This window comes from Gammaproteobacteria bacterium, from assembly GCA_028819075.1.
Classification (GTDB): Bacteria; Gemmatimonadota; Gemmatimonadetes; order Longimicrobiales; family Gaopeijiaceae; genus BD2-11.
In genome coordinates this window covers 1-20,823 of the sequence record JAPPMM010000036.1, presented here as the reverse complement: position 1 = coordinate 20,823, position 20,823 = coordinate 1, and the positions used below count along the sequence as shown (strand labels likewise).

The 20,823-nt window shown below is 69.1% G+C and carries 25 protein-coding genes and 1 tRNA gene; 14 read left to right on the top strand and 12 right to left on the bottom strand.

Annotation, left to right across the window (positions count from 1 at the left end):
- Positions 1–22: 22 nt before the first annotated feature.
- The 14 genes from OXU32_08010 to OXU32_07945 all read left to right on the top strand — a co-directional run bounded on the left by OXU32_08010 (position 23) and on the right by OXU32_07945 (position 10,102).
- Positions 23–514: a Na+/H+ antiporter subunit E gene (locus OXU32_08010; GenBank protein MDE0073911.1), complete on the top strand. Its 492-nt coding sequence runs from the start codon at positions 23–25 to the stop codon at positions 512–514.
- Complete coding sequence (locus OXU32_08005) at positions 514–804, top strand: monovalent cation/H+ antiporter complex subunit F (GenBank protein ID MDE0073910.1); 291 nt, start codon at positions 514–516, stop codon at positions 802–804. Before OXU32_08010 ends, OXU32_08005 begins: the two co-directional genes overlap by 1 nt.
- Positions 804–1,124, top strand: coding sequence for a monovalent cation/H(+) antiporter subunit G (gene mnhG, locus OXU32_08000; GenBank protein ID MDE0073909.1), 321 nt, complete (start codon positions 804–806; stop codon positions 1,122–1,124). Before OXU32_08005 ends, mnhG begins: the two co-directional genes overlap by 1 nt.
- Positions 1,125–1,730 carry a DUF4040 domain-containing protein gene (locus tag OXU32_07995; protein MDE0073908.1) on the top strand — a complete coding sequence of 202 codons (606 nt, stop codon included), beginning with the start codon at positions 1,125–1,127 and terminating at the stop codon, positions 1,728–1,730.
- Complete coding sequence (locus tag OXU32_07990) at positions 1,727–2,149, top strand: Na(+)/H(+) antiporter subunit B (protein MDE0073907.1); 423 nt, start codon at positions 1,727–1,729, stop codon at positions 2,147–2,149. Before OXU32_07995 ends, OXU32_07990 begins: the two co-directional genes overlap by 4 nt.
- Positions 2,150–2,554 carry a cation:proton antiporter subunit C gene (locus tag OXU32_07985; GenBank protein MDE0073906.1) on the top strand — a complete coding sequence of 135 codons (405 nt, stop codon included), beginning with the start codon at positions 2,150–2,152 and terminating at the stop codon, positions 2,552–2,554.
- The gene (locus tag OXU32_07980) at positions 2,551–4,032 is read left to right on the top strand and encodes a monovalent cation/H+ antiporter subunit D family protein (GenBank protein MDE0073905.1); all 1,482 of its coding nucleotides are present in this window, start codon (positions 2,551–2,553) and stop codon (positions 4,030–4,032) included. Before OXU32_07985 ends, OXU32_07980 begins: the two co-directional genes overlap by 4 nt.
- Complete coding sequence (locus OXU32_07975) at positions 4,029–5,507, top strand: proton-conducting transporter membrane subunit (protein ID MDE0073904.1); 1,479 nt, start codon at positions 4,029–4,031, stop codon at positions 5,505–5,507. Before OXU32_07980 ends, OXU32_07975 begins: the two co-directional genes overlap by 4 nt.
- A 34-nt stretch (positions 5,508–5,541) precedes the next feature.
- Positions 5,542–5,898, top strand: a complete 357-nt coding sequence (locus OXU32_07970) for a hypothetical protein (GenBank protein ID MDE0073903.1) — start codon at positions 5,542–5,544, stop codon at positions 5,896–5,898.
- Positions 5,888–7,591 carry a Na(+)/H(+) antiporter subunit D gene (locus OXU32_07965; GenBank protein MDE0073902.1) on the top strand — a complete coding sequence of 568 codons (1,704 nt, stop codon included), beginning with the start codon at positions 5,888–5,890 and terminating at the stop codon, positions 7,589–7,591. Before OXU32_07970 ends, OXU32_07965 begins: the two co-directional genes overlap by 11 nt.
- 55 nt (positions 7,592–7,646) lie before the next feature.
- Positions 7,647–8,585: a hydroxymethylbilane synthase gene (gene hemC / locus OXU32_07960; GenBank protein MDE0073901.1), complete on the top strand. Its 939-nt coding sequence runs from the start codon at positions 7,647–7,649 to the stop codon at positions 8,583–8,585.
- 29 nt (positions 8,586–8,614) lie between these two features.
- Entirely contained in the window at positions 8,615–9,088 is a 474-nt protein-coding gene (gene rfaE2, locus OXU32_07955; GenBank protein MDE0073900.1) for a D-glycero-beta-D-manno-heptose 1-phosphate adenylyltransferase, read from the top strand.
- Between the two features lie 180 nt (positions 9,089–9,268).
- Positions 9,269–9,913, top strand: a complete 645-nt coding sequence (locus OXU32_07950; GenBank protein MDE0073899.1) for a non-canonical purine NTP pyrophosphatase — start codon at positions 9,269–9,271, stop codon at positions 9,911–9,913.
- 115 nt (positions 9,914–10,028) lie between these two features.
- A tRNA-Pro gene (locus OXU32_07945) sits at positions 10,029–10,102 on the top strand.
- A gap of 46 nt (positions 10,103–10,148) precedes the next feature.
- Here OXU32_07945 and OXU32_07940 read toward each other — a convergent pair.
- From OXU32_07940 to OXU32_07885, 12 genes are all read right to left on the bottom strand, one after another.
- Entirely contained in the window at positions 10,149–11,321 is a 1,173-nt protein-coding gene (locus OXU32_07940; GenBank protein ID MDE0073898.1) for a site-specific integrase, read from the bottom strand.
- Entirely contained in the window at positions 11,318–11,695 is a 378-nt protein-coding gene (locus OXU32_07935) for a hypothetical protein (protein MDE0073897.1), read from the bottom strand. Before OXU32_07935 ends, OXU32_07940 begins: the two co-directional genes overlap by 4 nt.
- 23 nt (positions 11,696–11,718) lie before the next feature.
- Positions 11,719–12,033 (bottom strand): hypothetical protein, encoded by a 315-nt coding sequence (locus tag OXU32_07930; protein ID MDE0073896.1) that lies wholly within the window; start codon positions 12,031–12,033, stop codon positions 11,719–11,721.
- A 19-nt stretch (positions 12,034–12,052) separates the two neighbouring features.
- Complete coding sequence (locus tag OXU32_07925) at positions 12,053–12,874, bottom strand: hypothetical protein (protein ID MDE0073895.1); 822 nt, start codon at positions 12,872–12,874, stop codon at positions 12,053–12,055.
- A gap of 88 nt (positions 12,875–12,962) precedes the next feature.
- Positions 12,963–13,997 carry a zincin-like metallopeptidase domain-containing protein gene (locus tag OXU32_07920; protein ID MDE0073894.1) on the bottom strand — a complete coding sequence of 345 codons (1,035 nt, stop codon included), beginning with the start codon at positions 13,995–13,997 and terminating at the stop codon, positions 12,963–12,965.
- Positions 13,994–14,200, bottom strand: coding sequence for a hypothetical protein (locus tag OXU32_07915; protein MDE0073893.1), 207 nt, complete (start codon positions 14,198–14,200; stop codon positions 13,994–13,996). Before OXU32_07915 ends, OXU32_07920 begins: the two co-directional genes overlap by 4 nt.
- Complete coding sequence (locus OXU32_07910; protein MDE0073892.1) at positions 14,197–15,177, bottom strand: ATPase, T2SS/T4P/T4SS family; 981 nt, start codon at positions 15,175–15,177, stop codon at positions 14,197–14,199. Before OXU32_07910 ends, OXU32_07915 begins: the two co-directional genes overlap by 4 nt.
- On the bottom strand, positions 15,174–17,207 hold the full coding sequence (locus OXU32_07905; GenBank protein ID MDE0073891.1) for a type IV secretion system DNA-binding domain-containing protein: 2,034 nt from the start codon (positions 17,205–17,207) through the stop codon (positions 15,174–15,176). The genes OXU32_07910 and OXU32_07905 overlap by 4 nt, the downstream gene beginning before the upstream one ends.
- A gap of 295 nt (positions 17,208–17,502) precedes the next feature.
- The gene (locus OXU32_07900; GenBank protein MDE0073890.1) at positions 17,503–18,435 is read right to left on the bottom strand and encodes a hypothetical protein; all 933 of its coding nucleotides are present in this window, start codon (positions 18,433–18,435) and stop codon (positions 17,503–17,505) included.
- Positions 18,432–19,115 (bottom strand): VirB8/TrbF family protein, encoded by a 684-nt coding sequence (locus OXU32_07895; GenBank protein ID MDE0073889.1) that lies wholly within the window; start codon positions 19,113–19,115, stop codon positions 18,432–18,434. The genes OXU32_07900 and OXU32_07895 overlap by 4 nt, the downstream gene beginning before the upstream one ends.
- A gap of 20 nt (positions 19,116–19,135) precedes the next feature.
- The gene (locus OXU32_07890; GenBank protein ID MDE0073888.1) at positions 19,136–20,122 is read right to left on the bottom strand and encodes a type IV secretion system protein; all 987 of its coding nucleotides are present in this window, start codon (positions 20,120–20,122) and stop codon (positions 19,136–19,138) included.
- 12 nt (positions 20,123–20,134) lie between these two features.
- On the bottom strand, positions 20,135–20,823 hold a 689-nt coding region (locus tag OXU32_07885; GenBank protein ID MDE0073887.1), incomplete at its 5' end, for a hypothetical protein.

Sequence of the window (20,823 nt, the reverse complement as noted above, 5' to 3'; positions counted from 1 at the left end):
TCCCAGCCGTCCGCATTCGCCCTTGACCCAACGTCCCGTCGCGCGCGTAGCCGGCCTGTGCCTGTTGTGGTACGCCATGTGGCTGCTCATGTCGGGACACTACACGAACTTGCTTCTCAGCCTGGGCGCGGCCTCGGTCGTGGGCGTGGCGCTGCTGGTGACGAGGATGCTGCTACCCGACAGGGAAGGGGCGCCGTTCCACATCGTCCCGGGGCTCCTTTTCTATCTGCCCTGGCTCGTCGTCGAGGTCTTCAAGTCGAACCTCGCCGTGGCCCGCGTGATCCTCTCGCCCCGGCTTCCCATCCGGCCCCGGGTGGTGGATTTCCAGGGGCACCAGAAAACCGATCTTGGGCGCTTCATCTACGCCAACTCCATCACCCTGACGCCGGGCACCATCACGGTCCGCCTCGACGCCGAGGGATTCCGCATCCACGCCCTGACCAGGGAAGCGCTGGACGGCACCGAGGAAGGCGAGATGGACCGTCGCGTGTGCCGCCTGGAGGGCGCATCATGATGGTGGTCGGCGCCTCGATCGCGGTCCTGGTCACGATGGCCATGGCGATGGCCCGGGCGCTCCTCGGCCCCACCGTGTACGACCGGGTCCTGGCGGTCAACATGTTCGGCACCAAGACCGTCCTCACCATCGCGCTCATCGGCTTCTTCACGGGACGGCCCGAGTTCCTGGACCTGGCGCTCGCGTACGGGCTTCTCAACTTCATCGGCACGATCGCGGTGCTGAAGTTCTTTCAGTTCGGTAGTCTGGGAGCCTCGGGGCCGCACCCGGGCGAGACGGAGTCCGGCTGATGGAGATGGTTCTCGACTACCTCAGCGCCGCACTCCTGTTGCTCGGCAGCTTTTTCGTGGTCATCGGCGGCATCGGCGTCCTGCGCATGCCCGATGTCTTCACGCGCATGCACGCGGCCGGACTCACCGACACCATGGGCAGCTTCTTCATCCTCACCGGGCTCATGCTGCAGGCCGGGATCAGCGGCGTGACCCTGAGGCTGATCATGATTCTGGGCTTTCTCTGGTTCACCAGCCCGGTGGCGACCCATGCGCTCGCCAAGGCCGCCCTGCACGGCAAGGTCGAGCCCGCCGTGCACGACGACGAGGGAGGAGACTGAGTGGAATCCGTCGTCGACCTCGCACTCCTCGGACTGCTGGCCGTGACCGCGTTCGGCGTCCTGCACCTGCGCAATCTCGTTGCCGTGGTGATGCTGATGGGAATCTACAGCTTCCTGTCGGCCGCCCTGTTCGTGGTGCTCGACGCGGTGGACGTGGCATTCACCGAAGTAGCGGTGGGCGCCGGCGTGTCCACCATCCTGGCGCTCGGGACGCTGGCGCTGGTGGGAACCCGGCAGAAGCGCCACGCGAAGTCACCCATCATCCCGCTGCTGATCGTGCTGGTCACCGGCGGCATGCTGGTGTACGGCACCTACGATCTGCCACGATGGGGCCAGCCCGACAACCCGGTCCACGGCCACGTGGCTCCCGAGTACCTGGAGATGCACGTGCCCCTCGCCGGTGAAGAGGGCGAGGTGCTCGAGGTGCACATCCCGAATATCGTCACCACGGTCCTGGCCAGCTACCGCGGCTACGACACGCTGGGCGAGACCACCGTCGTCTTCGCGGCCATGGTGGGGGTGCTGACCCTGTTCGTGGGGAGCCGCCGGCCGCGCCGAACGCGAGGGTCGCCTGCGGACGACGATGGCGGGGACGGAGCGTCATGAGGGACCAGATCATTCTGCGCATCGCCGCGAAGATCCTCGTGGGTCCGATCCTGCTCTTCGCCCTGTACGTCCAGTTCCATGGCGACTACGGGCCGGGCGGGGGGTTCCAGGCGGGGGTAATCTTCGCCGCGGGCGTCATTCTGTACGCCCTGGTCTTCGGGCTCGACCGCGCCAAGGCCGCAATACCCACGAGTATCGTGACCTGGTGCGGCACCCTGGGCGTTCTGATCTTCGCGGGCGTCGGCGTGGTGGCGATGTTCATGGGCGGGAACTTCCTGGACTACGGAGTCCTGCTTTACGACGCCGAGCACGCCCAGCACATCGGCATCCTTCTCGTCGAGGCGGGGGTTCTCGTGACCGTCTTCGGGGTCATGGTCACGCTCTTCTACAGCTTCGCCGGGCGGCGGAGGAGCGGGTAGATGGAGTTCCTGGGCCTGTTCAACTACTGGGTCGTCATCTTCCTGATGATGGTCGGCTTCTACGCCCTGATCTCCCGCGGCAACCTGGTCAAGAAGGTGGTCGGGCTGAACCTCTTCCAGACCTCGGTGATCATCTTCTACGTGAGCACCGGGAAGATCGTGGGCGGCACCGCTCCCATCCTCATCGAGGATGATCACGGGGTGGCCGAGGGAGCGGCGGAGGTGCTCTACTCCAACCCGCTGCCTCACGTGCTCATGCTCACCGCGATCGTGGTGGGCGTAGCCACCATGGCGATGGCGCTCGCGCTCGTGGTGCGCATCAAGGAGACCTACGGCACCATCGAGGACGACGAGATACAGGAACAGGTGCTCGCCGACGAGCTGTACGAGGGCGCGCGGCCATGATCGCGGCGCACCTTCCCGCCATCCAGATCGTAGCCCCGCTTCTGGCCGCGGCCCTGTGCGTGCTGGTCCCCTGGAAGCGCGTCTCGTGGGGCATCGCGATGGCCGGAGCGGTCACGGCCTTCGCGGCGGCCGTGGGGCTTCTGTCCCGCGTGCTCGGCGGCGAGGACATCCGCTACGCGCTGGGCGGCTGGGCCGCGCCCTGGGGGATCGAATACCGGGTGGACGCCGTCAACGCCCTGGTGCTTCTCATCGTCGCCGGCATCGGCGTGGTCGTCACCCTCTTCGCCCTCGCGAGCGTCGAGCGCGAGGTGGACGAGCGCCGAATCCCCCTCTTCTACGGCGCGTGGATGCTCTGCCTGTGCGGCCTCCTGGGCATCGCCATCACGGGGGACGCGTTCAACATCTTCGTGTTCCTGGAGATCTCGTCGCTCGGCACCTACGCCCTGATCGCCATGGGATCCGACCGGCGGGCGCTGGTCTCAGCGTTCCGCTACCTCATCATGGGGAGCATAGGGGCGTCGTTCATCGTGATCGGCATCGGGCTGCTCTACGTCGAGACCGGAACGCTCAATCTGGCCGACCTGGCCGAGCGGCTTCCCGTCCTGTACGGCGAACGGACCGTCCTGGTGGCGTTCGCCTTCCTGACCGTCGGCACGAGCCTCAAGCTGGCCCTCTTCCCGCTGCACGTCTGGCTGCCCGACGCCTATGCCTTTGCACCCTCGGCGGTTACGGGGCTCATCGCCGCCACCTCCACCAAGGTCGCGGTCTACGTCCTCTTGCGCTTTTTCTTCACGGTCTTCGGGGTCACCTACTCCTTCGGCGAGCTCAGCCTCGGCATGTGGCTGCTGCCACTCGCGCTGGTGGCGATCTTCACCATGTCGCTGGTGGCGATATTCCAGCGCAACATCAAGCGGATGCTGGCCTATTCAAGCGTCGCCCAGATCGGCTACATCATCCTCGGGATCAGCTTCGCCTCGGTCACCGGACTGACCGCGGCCACGCTCCACCTCTTCAACCACGCGCTCATGAAGGGGGCGCTGTTTCTCGCCCTCGGCTGCGTCATGTACCGGGTGGGCTCGGTGCACATCGATGCCCTGCGCGGCCTGGGCCGGCGCATGCCCTGGACCATGGCCGCCTTCACGGCGGGAGGTCTCAGCCTCATCGGGGTCCCGCTCACGGTGGGCTTCGTGAGCAAGTGGTACCTGGTGCTGGGCGCGCTGGAGCAGGGGATGTGGCCGGTCGCGGCGCTGGTGCTGGTCACCTCGACTCTGGCCGTGGTCTACATCTGGCGGGTGGTGGAAGCCGTCTACTTCGGTGAGCCGTCCGCACGGGCCGATTCCGTATCCGAAGCTCCGCTGCGGCTGCTGGTCCCCACCTGGGCCCTTATCGTCGCCAACCTCTACTTCGGCATCGACGCCTCACTGACCACCAACGTCGCCGGCCAGGCGGCGCGCGCCCTGCTGGGAGGCGCTCCGTGAACCCGGGCGAACTCGCGCTCCTGGCGCTGGTCATCCCCGCGGCCGGGGCGGCACTGGTGGGCCTGCTGCGCGCCAGTCCCAACCTGCGCGAGGCCGCCTCGCTGATCACGGGCGGCGTCCTTCTGGGCGTGGTGATGCAGATCCACCGCGCGGTGAGCGCCGGCGAAACACCGCGCTTCGTGCTGGCGGAGCCCCTCCCCGGCCTCCCGCTGGAGCTGGTGGTGGAGCCGCTGGGGATGATCTTCGCCTTGGTGGCGGGCAGCCTCTGGATCGTGACCACGCTCTACGCCATCGGCTACATGCGCGGGCATCACGAGAAGAACCAGACCCGCTTCTACATCTTCTTCGCGCTGGCCATCTCATGCACCATGGGCGTTGCCTTCGCGGGCAACCTGTTCACCCTCTTCATCTTCTACGAGGCGCTGACCCTCTCCACCTTCCCGCTGGTCACGCACGCGGGCACCGACGCGGCGAAGAGGGCGGGGCGCGTATACCTGGGTATCCTGCTCAGCACCTCGATCGGCTTCCAGCTGCTCGCCATCATCTGGACCTACCTGCTGACCGGCACCATCGACTTCGAGCTGGGCGGAATCCTGGAAGGCAGGGCGGGGGAGGGCGTGGTGGCGGTGCTGTTGGCGCTCTACGTCTTCGGCATCGGCAAGGCGGCGGTGATGCCCTTCCACCGCTGGCTTCCCGCGGCGATGGTGGCTCCCACCCCGGTCAGCGCGCTGCTGCACGCGGTGGCGGTGGTGAAGGCGGGCGTGTTCAGCATTCTCAAGGTCGTCATCTACGTCTTCGGCATCGACTTTCTCACGCAGCTGGGCGCGAGCGTCTGGCTCATGTGGGTAGCCGCCGCGACCATCATCCTGGCGTCGCTGGTGGCCTTCCGGAAAGACAATCTGAAGGCCAGGCTGGCCTACTCGACGATCAGCCAGCTCTCCTACGTCGTGCTGGGTGCCATGCTGGCCAACACCATGGGGATCATCGGCGGGGGCATGCACATCGTCATGCATGCCTTCGGCAAGATCACCCTGTTCTTCTGCGCGGGCGCGGTCATGGTGGCCGCGCACAAGACCGAGATCAGCGACATGAAGGGGCTGGGGCGCACCATGCCCGTAACCTTCGCCGCCTTCTTTGTGGGGACGCTGTCGATTATCGGACTGCCGCCCGCGGGCGGCACCTGGAGCAAGTGGTTCCTGGGGCTCGGAGCCCTGGATGCGGGCCAGGTCGGACTTGTCGCCGTGCTGATGGTGAGTTCTCTGCTCTCCATCGGATACCTGATGATCGTGCCGGTGCGGGCCTTCTTCAGCCCGGCGGCCTCCAATCCGCACGGGCACGGGCACGGGAACGGTGGGATACGCGAGGCGCCGCTCCCTTCGCTGATCGCGATCGTGATCACCAGCCTGTGCTGCTTCGCGCTCTTCGTGTACCCGGATCCCTTCTTCCGGCTGATCTCGATGGTGGCGGGGCCGTGAGCGCGGGGAGCGAGGCGATGAAGGGGGCGATGCCATGAACAGGCGAGACTCGGGGCGCGCCGGCGCCCGCGGATCGGGAAGCGGTGAGGCGGCCCGTGGCTCCGGGCCCCAAGGCTCCCATGGCGGCGGCCACGGGGGGCATGAAGACGGCCATCCGCCTTCGAGCGTCGGGCCGAAGGCCACGCGCATCATTCTGGGCATCTTCTTCCTGATCTCGGCCGGGCTGCTGGTCGCCGACTTCTTCGTGGACCGGTACATCGAACATCCCTGGGAAAACCTCAAGGCGTTCTACCCACTGTGGGGACTCTTCGGAGTGGCGGGCCTGATCCTGGCCGCCAAGGGGCTGAGGCGCATCGTGATGCGGTCGGAGGACTACTACGATGCCGACTAGCCTCCCTCCGTTCGCGATCTTCTTCGCCGGCGCCCTGCTGGTGCCGTTCGTGCGGGGATGGCCGCGGCATATCCTGCTGTTGGCGGTTCCCGTCCTGGGAGCGCTCAACGTGGCCGGCATCCAGGAAGGCTTCGGGCTCTCCGTGGGAATTCTCGGTTACGAGCTGTCGCTCGTCCGGGCCGACAGGTTGAGCCTGCTCTTCGGCTACCTGTTCCACCTCGGGGCGTTCATCGCCATTCTCTACTCGCTGCACCTGAAGAAGGAGGATTCCGCGACCCTCCAGCACACAGCCGCGCTCGTGTACGCGGGGAGCGGGCTGGGCGCGGTGTTCGCGGGCGACCTGATCACGCTCTTCCTCTGCTGGGAGGTGCTCGCGGTAAGCTCGGTGTTCCTCATCTTCGCGCGCGGCACCGAACGGGCGCGCAGAGCGGGAATGCGCTACCTGGTGATCCAGGTCGTCTCGGGTGTGGCCCTGCTCGCCGGCGCGATGGCGCGGGCGGCCCAGACCGGTGACATCGCCTTCAACCACATTGGCCTTGAGGGCCTGTCGGGCTGGCTGATCTTCGTCGCCATCGCGGTCAAGGGCGCCTTCCCGCTGGTGCACAACTGGCTGACGGACGCCTACCCGGAGAGCACGCCCACGGGCACGGTCTTCCTGAGCGCGTTCACCACCAAGGTCGCGGTGTACGCCCTCGCGCGCGGATTCCCGGAAACCGAACTGCTCATCTACGTGGGCGCGGTGATGGCCTGCTACCCCATCTTCTTCGCCGTCATCGAGAACGACCTCAGGCGGGTCCTCTCCTACAGCATGATCAACCAGATCGGCTTCATGGTGTGCGGCATCGGGGTGGGCACGGCGAAGGCCGTCAACGGGGCCGTCGCGCACGCCTTCAACGACGTGCTCTTCAAGGGCCTGCTCTTCATGTCGATGGGCGCCGTCCTGTACCGGACGGGCACCACCAAGGCCTCGGAGCTGGGCGGTCTGTGGAGGACGATGAAATGGACCACGGCGCTCTGCATCGTGGGAGCAGCCTCCATTTCCGCGGTTCCGCTCTTCAACGGCTTCGTGAGCAAGGCGCTCATCATGAGCGCGCTGCTCGAAGAGCATCACTACTGGATCTGGCTGGCGATGCTGTTCGCCTCCGCGGGCGTGGTCGAGCATGCGGGCATCAAGATCCCGTTCTTCGCCTTCTTCGCCCACGACTCGGGCATCCGGACGCGCGAGCCGCCCTGGAACATGCTTGCCGCGATGACCGTGGGGGCCATCGGATGCGTAGCGATCGGGTCGATGCCATGGCTGCTCTATGACCTTCTTCCCTTCGACGTCGACTACAATCCCTACGACGTGACGCACGTTGTGACCCAGTTGCAACTGCTGGCGTTCGCGATCGGTGCGGTCGTCCTGTTCCGGCTGGCGCGCATCTATCCGGACGAGATCCGCGCCGTGAACCTGGATGTGGAGTGGACCTACCGGAAGCTGGCTCCTGCGATCGTGCGGCGGCTCGGATCGGCGATTCGCGCGGCGGATGCCACCGTCCGCGGCGCGGTGCTGGGAGGAGTGAACTGGGCGCTCGGCGGCGCCTTCCGCCACACTGGGCCGCACGGTGCGCTGGCGCGTTCCTGGCCTACCGGGAGCATGGTGCTTTGGGTCGCCGTGCTGCTTGCCGCGTTCCTCATCCTGCGGGCGTTCTGACCCCGGGTCTCAAGTGTCGGCAGGTCCCTCGCAGGTCAGACCGGAGACGCCCCGACTGCGGCTGGGGACCCGGGGGTCTGCGCTTGCCCTGATCCAGAGCCGACAGGTGGCGTCCGCTCTGGAGGGCGACGCCGGAGCGAGCGTGTCGCTGCATGTCGTTCGCACACGGGGCGACGAGCAGGCGGATGACTCGCTCGCCCGCATCGGAGGCGAAGGCGTTTTCACCAGCGCACTGGACGTCGCCCTTCTGGACGGTGACGTCGACGTGGCCGTGCACTCCCTGAAAGACCTGCCGACCCGCATGGCGCCGGGCCTCTGCGTCGCCGCCACGCCCGCGCGCGAGGACCCGCGGGATGCGCTGGTGCTGCCGCCGGACGACCAGCGCACCCTGGCCACGCTGCCCGCCGGCGCCCGCATCGGGACCGGCTCCCCGCGCAGGACCGCTCTCGCTCGCGCCTTCCGCCCGGACTGCGCCGTGGTGCCCATGCGCGGCAACGTGGACACCCGCCTGGCCAAGCTCGACAGGGGCGAATGCGAAGCGCTGGTGCTCGCGGCCGCCGGGCTGGGGCGCCTGGGTCTCCTCGACCGCGCGAGCGAGCTTCTGGAGCGCACGACGTGGCTGCCGGCCGCGGGGCAGGGCGCGCTCGCCGTGGTGGTCCGCCGCGACGATCAGCGGGCGCGGCGGCTGGCGGCGTCGCTGGACGACCACCCCACCCGCCAGGCGGTGCGGGCCGAGCGGGAGCTGCTCAGTCTGCTGGGCGCGGGCTGCCACCTGCCCGTCGGCGTGCTGGGGCTGCCCTACCCGGGCGGCCTCCGGCTGTGGGCGATGGTGCTCAGCCCCGATGGCCACCGGGTCATCCGCGCCGACCGCACCGGCCGCCAGACCGAGCCCGAGCGCCTGGCGGCCGAGGTGGCGACGATCCTTCTGGGCCGCGGCGCGGGTGACCTGCTGGCGGAGTTTCGCCGCGCGCCGGCCGCACCCGCCGACCTGTGACGCCCGCCCCCGCCCCCCCGAGCCGCAAGGTGCTCGCCGTCGACGCGCTTCTCGCCCGCCACGGCCGTCCCCGCAACGGCCGCCTCGTGTTCACCAACGGGTGCTTCGACATTCTGCACCGCGGCCATGTGGAGTACCTGGCCGCCGCGCGCGCCCTGGGGGACACGCTCGTGGTGGGACTCAACACCGACGCTTCCGTCGCTCGCCTCAAGGGGCCGCACCGCCCCTACGCTTCCCTCGAGGACCGCGCCGCCGTGCTTGCTGCTCTCACCAGCGTCGACGTGATCACCCCGTTCGACTCGGACACCCCCCGCGCGCTCATCGCGGCCCTGCTTCCGGACGTGCTCGTGAAGGGTGGAGACTACGCCGTCGAAAAGATGGTCGGCCGCGACGAAGTCCGGGCCGCGGGTGGGGAAGTCGTGGTGGTGCCGTACCTTCCGGGAAGATCCACGACCGAACTCGTGCGCCGTATCCGCCGGGCGCAACCCGCGCCATCGGAATGAACCTGCCTCATTCGGACCCGGCCCTCCACGCTCGCGAACGCACGGCCGCCTCACAGCGTCCCTTGCGTCGGCACCCGTTCCCATAGAGAGTTTCTTCGCGAAACGCCAAGGTCCGCTCCCGGCAGCGGAGCGCACTCGCAACCCACCCCAACGAGGAAACCGCCAAACAGGAGCGCGCGAATGAGCCCGTCGCACGCACTCACGCTGGTCGCCGCCACGCGAAGCCCCCACAAGCTGGACGAAATCCGGCGCATCCTGGGCACGGACCCCGGACTGCGCGTCCTCAGCCTCGATGAAGCGGGCATCCCCTATTCCCCCGCGGAAGACAAGGTGGAAGCCTTCGACACCTTCGAGGAGAACGCCAAGGCCAAGGCGGCCTATTTCAACAGCCTCTGCGGAGCGGCCACCATCGCCGACGATTCGGGCCTTGAAGTCGACATCCTCGATGGTGCCCCGGGGGTGCGTTCCAAGCGCTTTGCGCCTTCAGCGGACCTCACCGGCGAGGAGCGCGACCGGGCCAACAACGAGCATCTGGTCAAGCTGCTCGCGAGCCACAAGCCGCATCGGCGCACCGGACGCTTCGTGTGCGTCGCGGTGCTGCACTTCGGCATGGGCGAGCCCCTGGTGTTCCGGGGCGAGGCGCCGGGGACCATCGTCGTCGAGCCAAGAGGAGAAGGTGGTTTCGGGTATGATTCACACTTCCTGGATGCCGACGCGGACAAGACGTTCGCCGAACTCGATCCCGAAGAGAAGGATGCCCGCAGCCACCGGGGCAAGGCCTTCAGGGCGCTCGGCTCGCACCTGCGCGAGACCCTCCACTACTAGCCCCTGGACGAACCTTCCCCACGGCCTTCGAGCGGCGTCCCGGGCAACCTGTGGGCGCACGGGGGATTGAAGCGGCCGCCGAAAACACTGATTCTTCCCTTGGGAGTTGGTGAGACGGGGCGTGGCGCAGCCCGGTAGCGCGCCTGCTTTGGGAGCAGGAGGTCGCCGGTTCGAATCCGGCCGCCCCGATTGAACTTACGTGATTTGAGGGTTCGATGTTTGTCAATTGTGTATGTCAATTGGACGCCGAGCCAACCCCCCGGTACTCCTCGATCGCCTTCCTGAGCCGGCCCTCGTCGGGGCGCTGATAACACTGGAGGACGGTCTCGGCCGTCTTCCAGCCGCCGAGGTCGCAGAGCACCTTCAGCGGGAGGTCCATCAGGTCGCTGGCGAACTTCCGCCTGAGCGAGTGCCAGCCGCGCCCGCGCTTGGGTTCCAGCCCGGCGAACCTCTCAGCCCGCTTCCACCAGACGCGCGCAAGCGAGCGGCTCATGCACGCGAACGGATCCTTCGGCGCGGTCAGCAGCGGCGCGTCCCCGATCCCGGGATTGTGCCTTCGCGCTTCCTCACAGGCCGCGAGCGCCTTGGCGGTGACCGGCGTCCGGTGCTCGTAGCCGGTCTTCTCGTGCTCTCCCCGCCATCGGATGGTCCGGCCGTCGAGGTCGATGTCTGACCAGCGAAGCTGTCGGATGGCCCCGATCCGGTGCCCGGTTTCGTGGGCGAGCACCAAGGCCACGCGGAACCGCCAGTTCACCCGGGCGGACACCGCGAGCAACGCTTTATACTCCGCCTGGGTGAGCACGACCCGTCGCGGGTTCTTCTCCTTGGGCAGCTTGAGCCCTCGGAGCGGGTTGGACGCGAGGAGGAGCCTTCCCTCCTCGTCCCTCGACTTGGCAGCCCAGTTGAGCACTGCGAGCAGCATCCTCAAGTCGTACTCGATCGTGCGTTCGGACACGGGCTTCCGGCTGCCGCCGGCCTTGCCCGCGCGGCGTGCGCGGATGAAGCGGTCCCAGTCGCGCTGCGAAAGGGTCTCGGCCTTCCGGTGCTTCCCGAAAAACCGGAGGAACCTCTTCATCATGGCCTGGTCGTGCCTTTGCGACCGCACGGTCTTGGTGGGCGTCACCTCTTCACCGTAGATGTCAAAAAGCGTTCCCAGCGTGAGCGGCTCGGGCTCGGCAGCCGCCGCGTCCTTCGTCGCGGGCTCGGCGAGCCCGCCAGCGATCTCGTCGGCCTGCCTCTTGGCTTTGGACCAGTCACGGTGCTTCAGCGACCGCGTGAGCCTGCGCCCGTCCTCGCGCCATTGCACCTGCATGATGCCGGTCCTGGGATCGGGAAAGACCCGAACCCGGTTCCGGCCCCACTCGCCGGCGCTGTAGGAGCGCCGGTCACTTTTCGTGCGTGCCATCATTCGATTCCCTTCCGGATGATGGAGTGCACGATCTGCGCGCCCGAAAGTTGGCGAGGACGGGGGCTCTCCGCCAGTTGCGGCTCGGCCGGAGCCTTTCTGGGCAGGTGCCCGTGCGCGATCCTGGGCGCGTTGGGCCTCCCGGCGTTGGGGATCTTCCCTTCGCGCACCAAGCGGCCGAGATGTTCCCGCGAGTAACCGCTTTCGCGTGCGGCTTCGACCAGCGAGTAGGTGGTCTCGTCCCTGTTGACGAGTGCCTCTTCGAGTTCGCCCGCGCAGAGTTCAAGTGCGAGGGCGGGCGGCTCGCTCCCGTACCTGCGGAGCGCCTTGGCCCGTCTGCGCCAGTCGGCGGGCAGGCCTTCGACGGTTGGTATCATGGCCGGGCCGCCTCGCCCCCCGGTCACTCCCAGTCTCCCTCGGCGTCCCTGCGGAGCGCGTCGGCGAGGTCCCGGTCCCCTTCGCCGCGCCGCATGGACCGTTCGGCGAGATCGACGCGGCTGCCCAGGTCCGCTAGTCCCGTCGCTCGGCCGACGCCGTAGATGCCGGCGGCGACGGTCATGACGGCGAACGCCGCGTGCAGGCCTACCGCCACGCTGTGGCGGGCGAGGATGAGCGGCCAGAGGGGCGCGAGGTAGTCGAGGCGTGACCCACCGAGCAGAAACGCCGATCCGGCGAGCGCAGCGGTGAGTCCGGCGCTGATCTTCCAGGGCTGCATGTCGGTTGCTCCCTTGTGGTCAGAGTTCGACGGACGCGGGATCGCGGTCGGCGGGACCCTTGAGCCAGGATCCGCCCTCCCCAGACCCCAGGCCGAGCTTGCGGAGCATGCCCGCGGCGGCCGGTCCGTTGGCGTGCATGGCGAACCCGGCGGCCGCCTTGGCGCGCAGCGCCGGTTCGCGGTAGTCCCCGGATGCGACCTCGATGTTGACGCGCCCGGTTCTCCCCTCGGCGTCCTCGTACTCGATCTGCGCGTCGGGATAGAGCACCCGGTCCGCCCCGTCGAGGGGAAGCCCGAGTTCCCCGGCCTCACGTCGCCGCTCGCGGTCGGCCGCGCGGTCGCCGTTCCTCCTCCGCTCCGACTCGCTCGCTCGCGCGACGGCGCTCTTGAGTTCGGCGTCGAGTCGGACGCGGCGCACCTTGGCCCCGCGTCGGCGGAGGCGCTCCCGTTCCTCGGCGCATGCGCGGTAGACGGCGGTGTCGTGGCTGGCTTGGGCGTCGCGGATTCGGGGGATGTCGATCCGCTGCTCCCGGTCCATCCCCCGCTTGGCGGCGAGTTCGCGAGCTTCGGCCAAGCCGGCGGGCGTGAGGGTGACGATCTTGAACGGATTGCCGTTCGGCCCTGGGGCCGTGCCCTCGGTGACGAGCCCGTCCCGGATCCACGCGTCGACGGCCCGGCGAGTGGCGTAGGGATGCCCGCTGAAGCGGATCTCCGCGAGGTCGCGGTAGGAGACCGCGCCGTGGACGCCGATGTCGGTCAGGGCCCCGGCGCAGCGTTCGGGGAAGGGGATGGACCCGCGCTTGCGGTCCGCGGCGTATTCTCGGCGGTGGCCTTTCCGCATCGGAGATCGATTGCGGCTGGGTGGCGCGGCCGGGCGCGGGTCCGGTTCGGCCGTGCGGCCGAACATCTCCCTCCCTCTCATCGGTCGGTCAGCGGCTCGGCCCGGCGCCGCGCGCCGGGGTGGGGATCTGCGGCACGTGAACGACGATCCTCTGCGGCCCCTGCGCGGGCGTGCGGACGGCCGCCACGGCGACGGGATCGCGCGCCGCCACGCGCTCGCGGTGCCGGCCGAGCACGAAGTCGGAGATCTTCTGCGCGTCCGCGGCCGCGCGCCGGATCTCGCGCGGGTCCTCCTCAAGCGCCTGGATCCAGCCCTCGACGTAGGCCGCGCCCCGCGCCGGGTCGTGGCCGACGCCCACGCGCTCGCCGGTCATCATCGCGCTGATCTCGGCCCGCAGCTCCTCGCGGGCGTACTCCGGCGAGCCGAACCCGTTGTTGATCCCCTCGATGAGGGTGTCGCGCTTCATCCGGCTCTCGTGGCCGGTGCTGTGGCCCAGCTCGTGGAGCGCGGTCTGGTAGTAGTGGTTCGCCGACGGGAACTGCCCGCGCTCGGGCAGCACGATCTCGTCGCGCTTCATGTGGTAGTAGGCGCGGTCGCCCTGGACGTGGCGGACCGGGACGCCGACATCCTCCATGACCCGCTCGGCCTCCTGGTGCACCTTCCAGAGCGGCTCGGGCGTCGGGTTCGAGCGCTCGGGCAGCCCGTCGGCCTGCTCGGCGTTGAACACCGTGTACTGGCGCACGAACGGCGCCTTGAGCTTCTCGTAGCGGTAGACCTTCTTGCCCTCGGCGTCCCTCCTGGGCCGACCCTGCTCGTCGGTCACGGCGATCCGCTTCTTGTCCTGGAAGGAGAGGATGCGGGTGCCGCGCTCGCCCTTCCTGACCTGCCCGCCGCGGGTCTGGATCTGGCGGTAGGTGCCCCAGCGCACGTCGCCGTAGCCCATCTCCTGCTGGACGGAGGCGAGGTGCAGGCTGTTCCCGCCCCGGTAGGAGCGGTCGGTGTCCACGTTCATGGGCATCACGCGCTCGCCCGGCGCCCACGGCTTCTGCCACGGCGCGGTGCCCTGCCTGATCTGCTCGATGATCGCGTCGGCGAACTTGCGGTGGTATTCGTCGTGGTTCATGCGTCCACCTCCTCGCCGGCGGCGCCGTGCGGGTCGTCCCAGGCGGCGGCGATCTCGTCCTCGTCGCCTACGTCCTCGGGGAAGAGGCCGTACTGCTCGGCCAGGAAGGCGTCGACTTCGAGCGTGTCGCCGCTGTCGCGGGCGAGTTCGCGGTCGAAGTCCTCGAACGTCTTGACTCGGATGGTCCGGTCGATGCCTCTCATGCGTTCACCTCCTTCGGTGGTTGGGTGGTCCATGTCGGTTCCGTGATCCAGCGGCCGGTGGCCGCGTCGTAGCCGCGCACTTCGAGCGCCTCTTCGACGAATCGGCGTCCGTCTCGGCGGGTCACGTGCAGCACGAGCGCGATTCCGTCCACGACGCCCCGGCAGGTGACCTCCCAGGGCAGCGCATCTCCCGCCTGCATCGCGCAGCTCGCGAGACGCGAGAGCGCGGAGCGGGCGTTGTTGGCGTGGATGGTGGTGAGCGATCCGCCGTGGCCGGTGTTGAGGGCCTGGAGCAGGTCGGCGGCCTCGCCGCCCCGGACCTCGCCGACGACGATGCGGTCGGGCCGGTGGCGGAGTGCGTGGCGCACCAAATCGCGGATCTCGACCGGCGTCTCCGAAAGCGTGGCTCCCGCCTCCAACCGGAGGCAGTTGGCGCGGTCGATCCGGAGTTCGAGGGTGTCCTCGATGGCGACGATCCGCTCGTCTTCGGGCAGCAGTTCGATCAGCGCGTTCAGGAGCGTCGTCTTCCCGGACCCCGTGCCGCCCGAGACGAGCACGTTGCGGCGGGCGAGCAGGGTCCGGCGGGCGGCTTCGAGGGCTTGCTCCGGCAGCGAGCCCATGCGGACGAGATCCTCGGCCGTGAACGCCCGGCCCCCGAACCGGCGGATGGTGATCGCGACCTCGGGCGCGGCGGGCGGCGTGCAGATCGCGACCCGCGATCCGTCCTCCAGCCGAGCGTCCAGGATGGGCCGGGCCGCGGGATCGAGTCCGAGCGGCCGGGCGATGTGGATGGCCGCGCGGTGGAGCCACGCGGCGGTGAGTCCGGGCGCCTCGTGGGGCTCCAGCCTACCGGCCCGCTCGACCCAGACGTTGCCGGGTCCGTTGATCATGATCTCGGAGACCTCCGGGTCCCCAAGCAGGGATTCCAAACCCGGCAGGAACGGGGCGAGATGGTCCACGCCGCTGGCGCGCTTCATATCCGCCCCTCCTCGCGCTGCCGCCAGTAGCCCTGGGTCCTGGGCAGGTAGTGGGGCTTGAGGTAGACGCGCCGGGCCGGGAGGGACTTCACCCCGTCGTACGGGAGACAGATCGCCTGGTAGTTGGCGAGCAGGCCGAACTGGCGGGGGGTGAACACCGGCTCCCTCTGTTGCCGGAACGACTTGCTCGCGCCGAGCTGGCCGTCGCCGCCCCCGGCCCGTCCAGACAGGAGCGAGAACTCGGGCTTGTTCGAGGTCTCGGTGAACGTGTAGGACGCCTGCGTCTTCTTGACATCGCCGCACATGTCGGACGCGATCTTGGCCGAGGCGTCGTCGGACAGCGACAGGAAGATCCGGGTGCGGAGCGTCTGGACGAGCGTGCGCCACGCCTCGCCCGAGGGGAGCACGGAGCGGAGCGACGAGATCGACTGCGTGGCGACGATGGGGATGCACCGGCATTGGCGCGTTAGGGCAAACGCCTTCTCGTCGCCCGACGGGTCGTCCTGTCCGACGGTGGCGAAAGCCTGGTACTCATCGCAGATGAACACGGCGGGCCGCATGTAGCGGTCGGGCCGGAGCGCGGCTGCGGCCGGACGCCGGAGCAGCGCCTGCATCCAGGCGTTCTTGAGGAACACGCCGATGGCTCGGGCCAGCGCCGGGTTCGCGCCGGCGGGCATGTTGAGCGCCAGCACCTTGCCGCCCTCGATCAACTCGGCGAGCGGCGGCAGCCTGCGCCGGAGCCCCGGCATGGGCTGCACGTCCGGGACCTCCTCGTCGTCCCCGCCGTCCGTCCGTGCGGCCGGGGGATCGTCAGGCGGCGGCGGACAAAACACGGCCGCCACGTCCGGCTGGTCGAAGAGCGAGAGGAACACAGAGATGCCTTCGACGATCGAGGTGCGGAGCTTGGCGTCGAGCTTCATCCAGTCATTGCGATACCACCGCTCGACGGCTTCCACCTGCTCGGCGTACTCGCGTCCCACCCCGCTTCCCACCGGCTCCGTGGCGTACTCGACCTTCAGCTCCGCGAGAAGCGCCGCGCGTTCCGGATCGAGGGAACACGCCACCGTGTCGCTGCCGGCCGCCATGTCCCAATCCCAAGCACCGAGCGTCTTCTTGTGCTTGGTGAGAACCTTCGCGGCGGTGACAACCCGCATGGGGCACCGCCGAAGGGCCTCCGCCTTCGCCTCCCCGATCTTGTTCGAGAAGAGCTTCGCGTCGACCGTGCAGCGGTAGATGTCGCGAAGCGTGACCCAGCCGCCGGGCAGGAGCCGGTGGAGTTCAACGATCCAGCGAACGAGGTTCGTGTACGCCTGCTGCCAGAACGGTTCTCGTGACTTGCCGAAGAGCTGGTTGATGAGCGATGCGACGCTGTACGCCATCGAGTAGGAGTCGAGCAGCGGATCGTCGAGCGGGTTCCACTGCCAAGCCCCCCCGAGCCCGATTTCGAGGTAGTCGTCCTCCCGCCCGGCCTCGCTCAGGATGCTCCGGACCTGGTGACAAAAGTCTCCCTTGACTTCGAGCACGAGCGCGCCCGCCCTGCGCTTGGGGTCGTCCGCCCGCCAGTGGAGCAGCTCCCGCGCGAACGGGTACATGCAGGCCGTGGTCTTGCCGGTGCCGACGGCCCCGACGACGAGGACGCCCGTGTAGAGCCCCTTCTCGGGGACGACGAGCCAGGAGGGGTTGTCGCTCTCCCGGGCAACGGTGGGGTGGTGCAGTTCGCCGACGACGAGTGACGGCGCGTCGTCCCTGGGCGAGTTGGGCCAGGCGGGCAGCCTGCCCCGGTTCCGGCGCATGGCGAGCGGCTCCAGCCAGACCCGCGAGACCGAGCGCATCACGCTGCCGGCCAGGACAACGGCCGCGGCGGGCGCGACGTAATACCACGCGCGGATCGCCGCATGGATGCCCGGATCGTTGTGGGCGATCAGGTCCAGAAACGGGTTGCCGCCGATGGGCGGAAACGGCGCGAGGAGCGCGCGCACGGCTGCCACCGTCAGCGCCGCCCCGATGAGGACCAGGGTCCACGGCTTCATCGGCCGGACACCCTTCCCGGAGGGATCTCTGGCACTGGAGCGACCCGTCGAGGCGGGGGGGCGAGTTGTGAAAACACACTCGGCCCTACGCCGCACCGAGCCCTCGGCGAGGCGGGTCGCTCCAGCCACGGCCCCCGTGGCCCGTCCGGCGTCGGGCCGGCGGGCCGCGGTGCCGCAAGACGCCACCGCGCAAGCGGATGGACGGAAGGCCGCATGTGAATCGCCGGGGGCCGGATTCGTGAAACGACCCCCCGCGTCGTTTTCACGCCGCGGTTCGGCATAGGACGCGCTCCGGTCACCGGTAGCGGACCCTTGCGAGGCGCTCGGTGCGCCATGCGGCCCCGCGGTCGATCGATCCGCGCCCGCCCCGGCGCCGCGCCTGCTCCTCCAGCGCGACGCTGCGCTTCAGGGCGGCCTGGAGGCCGCCGAACTCCTCAAGGATGTGGACCGCGCCCTTGAGGATCGCCCGCTCGATCCGGGCGAGTTCCTCGGCCGCACCAATTTCGGACTCGCCGGGACCACCGGGCTCGGACCATCCACGCGTCACCCGCCGCGCCCGTTCGAGCTCCCGTGCAGTGCGCGCCACGGCCACGACCTCGACCGAGCGGCCAAGTCCTCGGAGCGCGCGCCAGAGCCCGCGGTGCGCGCTGCCCCACGAGCGGAGCGCTGTCGAGGTGTCGTGGCCGGGGTCTGCGTAGACGAACAGGGCGCGTGCGGAGTCGAGCGCGACCGGCAGCTTCACGGGGAAGTAGCGCCGGGTGGTACGGGCGGCTCCCCGGTACACGCGCACGGGCAGGAGCGAGCGCTCGAGGCCGAGCGCCTCGAACGCGGACACCTTCTCCTGTTCCGTGGGGAGCCAGGGCAGGTCGGTGTGCTCGATCACGTAGTCGAGCGAGAGCAGGCGGCGCAGAAGCACTTCGGTCGAAGCGCCGCGGCGGTGGCGGATGTGCTCGGCTCCGAGCGCCCGGTACACGGGACGGGCGAAGATCCGGCCAACCCGGCCCATGCCGGCGACGCCGGGCTCCGTCTCCTCGCTCGCGACGCGCTCGGCGATCAGCCCGTGGACGCCGCGCCGGACCTGTTCCGGATGCGCGTCCATGAACCGCGCCCACTGCGCGCGGGTGAACACGCCGCTGTGCAGGCAGACCAGCGCGATCCACTCGGCCTTCCTGCCCGTCCACCCGAACGCCTCCAGCGCCTTCTCGCGTCCCTTCAGGTGCGCGATCATCGCCCGTCTCCCGTCACGAGCGCCCGGTCGGCCCGCATGTAGGTGACTAGGAGCCCCATCGGGTTGTGAACGACGAGTTCGTTCGGGATCGAGTCGAGGAACTCGAACCGGAGCGTGAGCGACCAGCGCTCGCGGCGCAGCTCCTGTTCGCCCCTCAGGTGCACGAGGTCGAAGTCCGCCGTCGCGCCGTGCGGCGGCTCGGGCGCGGGGTGGATGCGGAGCACGACCTGCTCGACCTCGGTCTCGGTGTCGGCGGTCCCCGCCGCCACGCTCGCGACCTCCGCGCCGTCCCTCTGGAACGCCGCGTTCGCCAGGTCCGTCGACAGGAACCGGAGGCTGCGGGTCCAGTGCTCCTCGACGGTCGCGCGGCGGCGCGAGTGGAAGTCGTGGACGAACCGGTTCAGGAAGTATTTTGTTGTCGGATCGAGCGGATCGGCCTGCGCGGTCGCGGCCTCGTAGGCCAGCGCCTCGGCGCGGCCCACCTCGTCCACCCGGACGACGATCGGCTTGGGCGGCTCGGCGCCCGCGATCCGAAGCAGCACGAAAACGCCAAGCACGATGCTTGCCGAGAGGAAGATCAGGATCGTCCGGAGCTTCCGGTTCGCCTGCACGGCCTCGCCCCAGATCTCGGCGTACTCGCGGCCCGCGTCTCCATCTCCGTTCATTCGCGCTCTTCTCATTCCTGGCATCTCCAAGGATCTCAGACGGGCTTGACGGGGGCGGCGGCCTTGCCGGCTCCCTGCATGACGAGCGCGACGAACCCGGACCCGGCGGAGCCGGAACCGGAGACGAGCATCGAGGCGAGTTCGCCGACCTTGAGCCCGGCCATGAGGCCGGAGACGACGAGCGGCATGAGGACGACGGCCCAGAGCCAGAGCTCGAACGGGTCCGCCGTGCCGGTGCCCATCAGGGCATCGGCGTAGGTCGTGATGTAGCCCATGCCGACGCCCATGAAGACCCTGAGCACCGCACCGGCCACGACGCCGTAGAGCGTGTAGACCATCATGGTCCGGAACCATCCCCAGAACAGGAACGAGAGCGGCTCGAAGAGCAGGAACGCGATGAACACCGGACCGAGCAGGATCGCGATGGCGATGGCGACCTGCGCCCAGATCACCTGCGCGTAGGTCACGCAGAACAGCGCCAGCAGGCAAACCACGAGCGAAGCGCCCATCACGAGCGTGACCAGCGAGGAGAAGATCACGGTCGCGCCCGCCGTCACGACCGAGAGCAGGTTGCCCGTGGACCACGCCGCGCCCAGGTGCGCGGAGTACGCCTGCACGAGCGCGGTCATCTCGGTGTAGCCGGCCGACACCACGTCGGACAGGAACAGGTTCTGGAGCCAGATCCCGCCTCCGGCGACCATGGCCGGGAACGTGAGCCCGACGCCGGGGATCGGGACGACGTAGTAGTGGAGCAGCGTGCGGGGGATCGCGATCCCGATCACGAGCTTGACGATCTCCCAGGGCTGGAACGTGCCGCTGAACGCGATCTTGAGCCCGGTCCAGGCGACCATCACGGCGGCGAGCCCGCCCCACAGTTGAAGCCCGAGCGTGTGAACGTCGGGCGCGGCTCCGCCTACGACGGTGTCGAGCACCACGTCGAGGAAGCTCTTGAAGTCCTGAAGCTGGTCGGCGGGGATCTGCGCCGGGACGTTGGGGTCGATGGACTGCGGGGGCAGTTGCATGGCCGTCGCGCCCTACCGGTAGAACGAGGGGACGCGGAACAGGAGCCCGTCTCGGAGCGCGGCCCGGTTCAGCGAAGCCGCGTTCCGCATCGTCCCGGCGAGCGCGTTCGCCCGCGCCCGACCGTCGTGCCAGCGCCCGAGCCATTCTAGGTGGGCGAGTTCGGCCTGCCTCGCCCGGCTCGCCTCGCGAGCGGCTTCGTGGGCGAGCACTTGGCCGAGCGCCGCGTTGATCCTCCCTTGGCTCAGCGAGGCCGCCACCCCGGCCTGCTGGAGGGCCGTGTTGGACAAGTTCCCATTCGCGGTGAGGTCGCCGAACGAGCCTTGCGCGCTCTCGATGGTCCCGGCGAGCGCCGCCGCCGCGTCGAGGGCCGCGTAGTCGAGCACGCGCTGCCGGTCGGCGGACTCGCGGGCGCTGCGGTGGTTCTCCAGCGCCCGCGTCGCGGCTTGCGGCGGAAGGTTGCTGAACAGAGCGAGAATGTCGGCATCCGACACCCGGTCGGCCGCGTTGCGGGCGGTGCGCCAGTGTCGCGTGAACGAGCGCCCGGTCCCCATCGCGCGGACGGCATCGACCGTCCCTCGGGCTGCGCCCGTGAAGTCGGACCGCCAACCGAGTCCGTCACGCACGAGGCCGACGGGATCGGCGGCGAGGTCGGAGAACGGTCGGAGGAGCGCGTCGATCTCGCCCTTGGCGGCGCGCTCCA

What these genes read in the sequence shown, in the direction of transcription:
- OXU32_08005 (MDE0073910.1), top strand. Translation starts at nt 514, where the DNA reads ATGGTGGTCGGCGCCTCGATCGCGGTCCTGGTCACGATGGCCATGGCG.
- mnhG (MDE0073909.1), top strand. Translation starts at nt 804, where the DNA reads ATGGAGATGGTTCTCGACTACCTCAGCGCCGCACTCCTGTTGCTCGGC.
- OXU32_07990 (MDE0073907.1), top strand. Translation starts at nt 1,727, where the DNA reads ATGAGGGACCAGATCATTCTGCGCATCGCCGCGAAGATCCTCGTGGGT.
- OXU32_07985 (MDE0073906.1), top strand. Translation starts at nt 2,150, where the DNA reads ATGGAGTTCCTGGGCCTGTTCAACTACTGGGTCGTCATCTTCCTGATG.
- OXU32_07980 (MDE0073905.1), top strand. Translation starts at nt 2,551, where the DNA reads ATGATCGCGGCGCACCTTCCCGCCATCCAGATCGTAGCCCCGCTTCTG.
- OXU32_07970 (MDE0073903.1), top strand. Translation starts at nt 5,542, where the DNA reads ATGAACAGGCGAGACTCGGGGCGCGCCGGCGCCCGCGGATCGGGAAGC.
- OXU32_07965 (MDE0073902.1), top strand. Translation starts at nt 5,888, where the DNA reads ATGCCGACTAGCCTCCCTCCGTTCGCGATCTTCTTCGCCGGCGCCCTG.
- OXU32_07950 (MDE0073899.1), top strand. Translation starts at nt 9,269, where the DNA reads ATGAGCCCGTCGCACGCACTCACGCTGGTCGCCGCCACGCGAAGCCCC.
- OXU32_07940 (MDE0073898.1), bottom strand. Translation starts at nt 11,321, where the DNA reads ATGATGGCACGCACGAAAAGTGACCGGCGCTCCTACAGCGCCGGCGAG.
- OXU32_07935 (MDE0073897.1), bottom strand. Translation starts at nt 11,695, where the DNA reads ATGATACCAACCGTCGAAGGCCTGCCCGCCGACTGGCGCAGACGGGCC.
- OXU32_07930 (MDE0073896.1), bottom strand. Translation starts at nt 12,033, where the DNA reads ATGCAGCCCTGGAAGATCAGCGCCGGACTCACCGCTGCGCTCGCCGGA.
- OXU32_07925 (MDE0073895.1), bottom strand. Translation starts at nt 12,874, where the DNA reads ATGCGGAAAGGCCACCGCCGAGAATACGCCGCGGACCGCAAGCGCGGG.
- OXU32_07920 (MDE0073894.1), bottom strand. Translation starts at nt 13,997, where the DNA reads ATGAACCACGACGAATACCACCGCAAGTTCGCCGACGCGATCATCGAG.
- OXU32_07915 (MDE0073893.1), bottom strand. Translation starts at nt 14,200, where the DNA reads ATGAGAGGCATCGACCGGACCATCCGAGTCAAGACGTTCGAGGACTTC.
- OXU32_07910 (MDE0073892.1), bottom strand. Translation starts at nt 15,177, where the DNA reads ATGAAGCGCGCCAGCGGCGTGGACCATCTCGCCCCGTTCCTGCCGGGT.
- OXU32_07905 (MDE0073891.1), bottom strand. Translation starts at nt 17,207, where the DNA reads ATGAAGCCGTGGACCCTGGTCCTCATCGGGGCGGCGCTGACGGTGGCA.
- OXU32_07900 (MDE0073890.1), bottom strand. Translation starts at nt 18,435, where the DNA reads ATGATCGCGCACCTGAAGGGACGCGAGAAGGCGCTGGAGGCGTTCGGG.
- OXU32_07895 (MDE0073889.1), bottom strand. Translation starts at nt 19,115, where the DNA reads ATGAGAAGAGCGCGAATGAACGGAGATGGAGACGCGGGCCGCGAGTAC.
- OXU32_07890 (MDE0073888.1), bottom strand. Translation starts at nt 20,122, where the DNA reads ATGCAACTGCCCCCGCAGTCCATCGACCCCAACGTCCCGGCGCAGATC.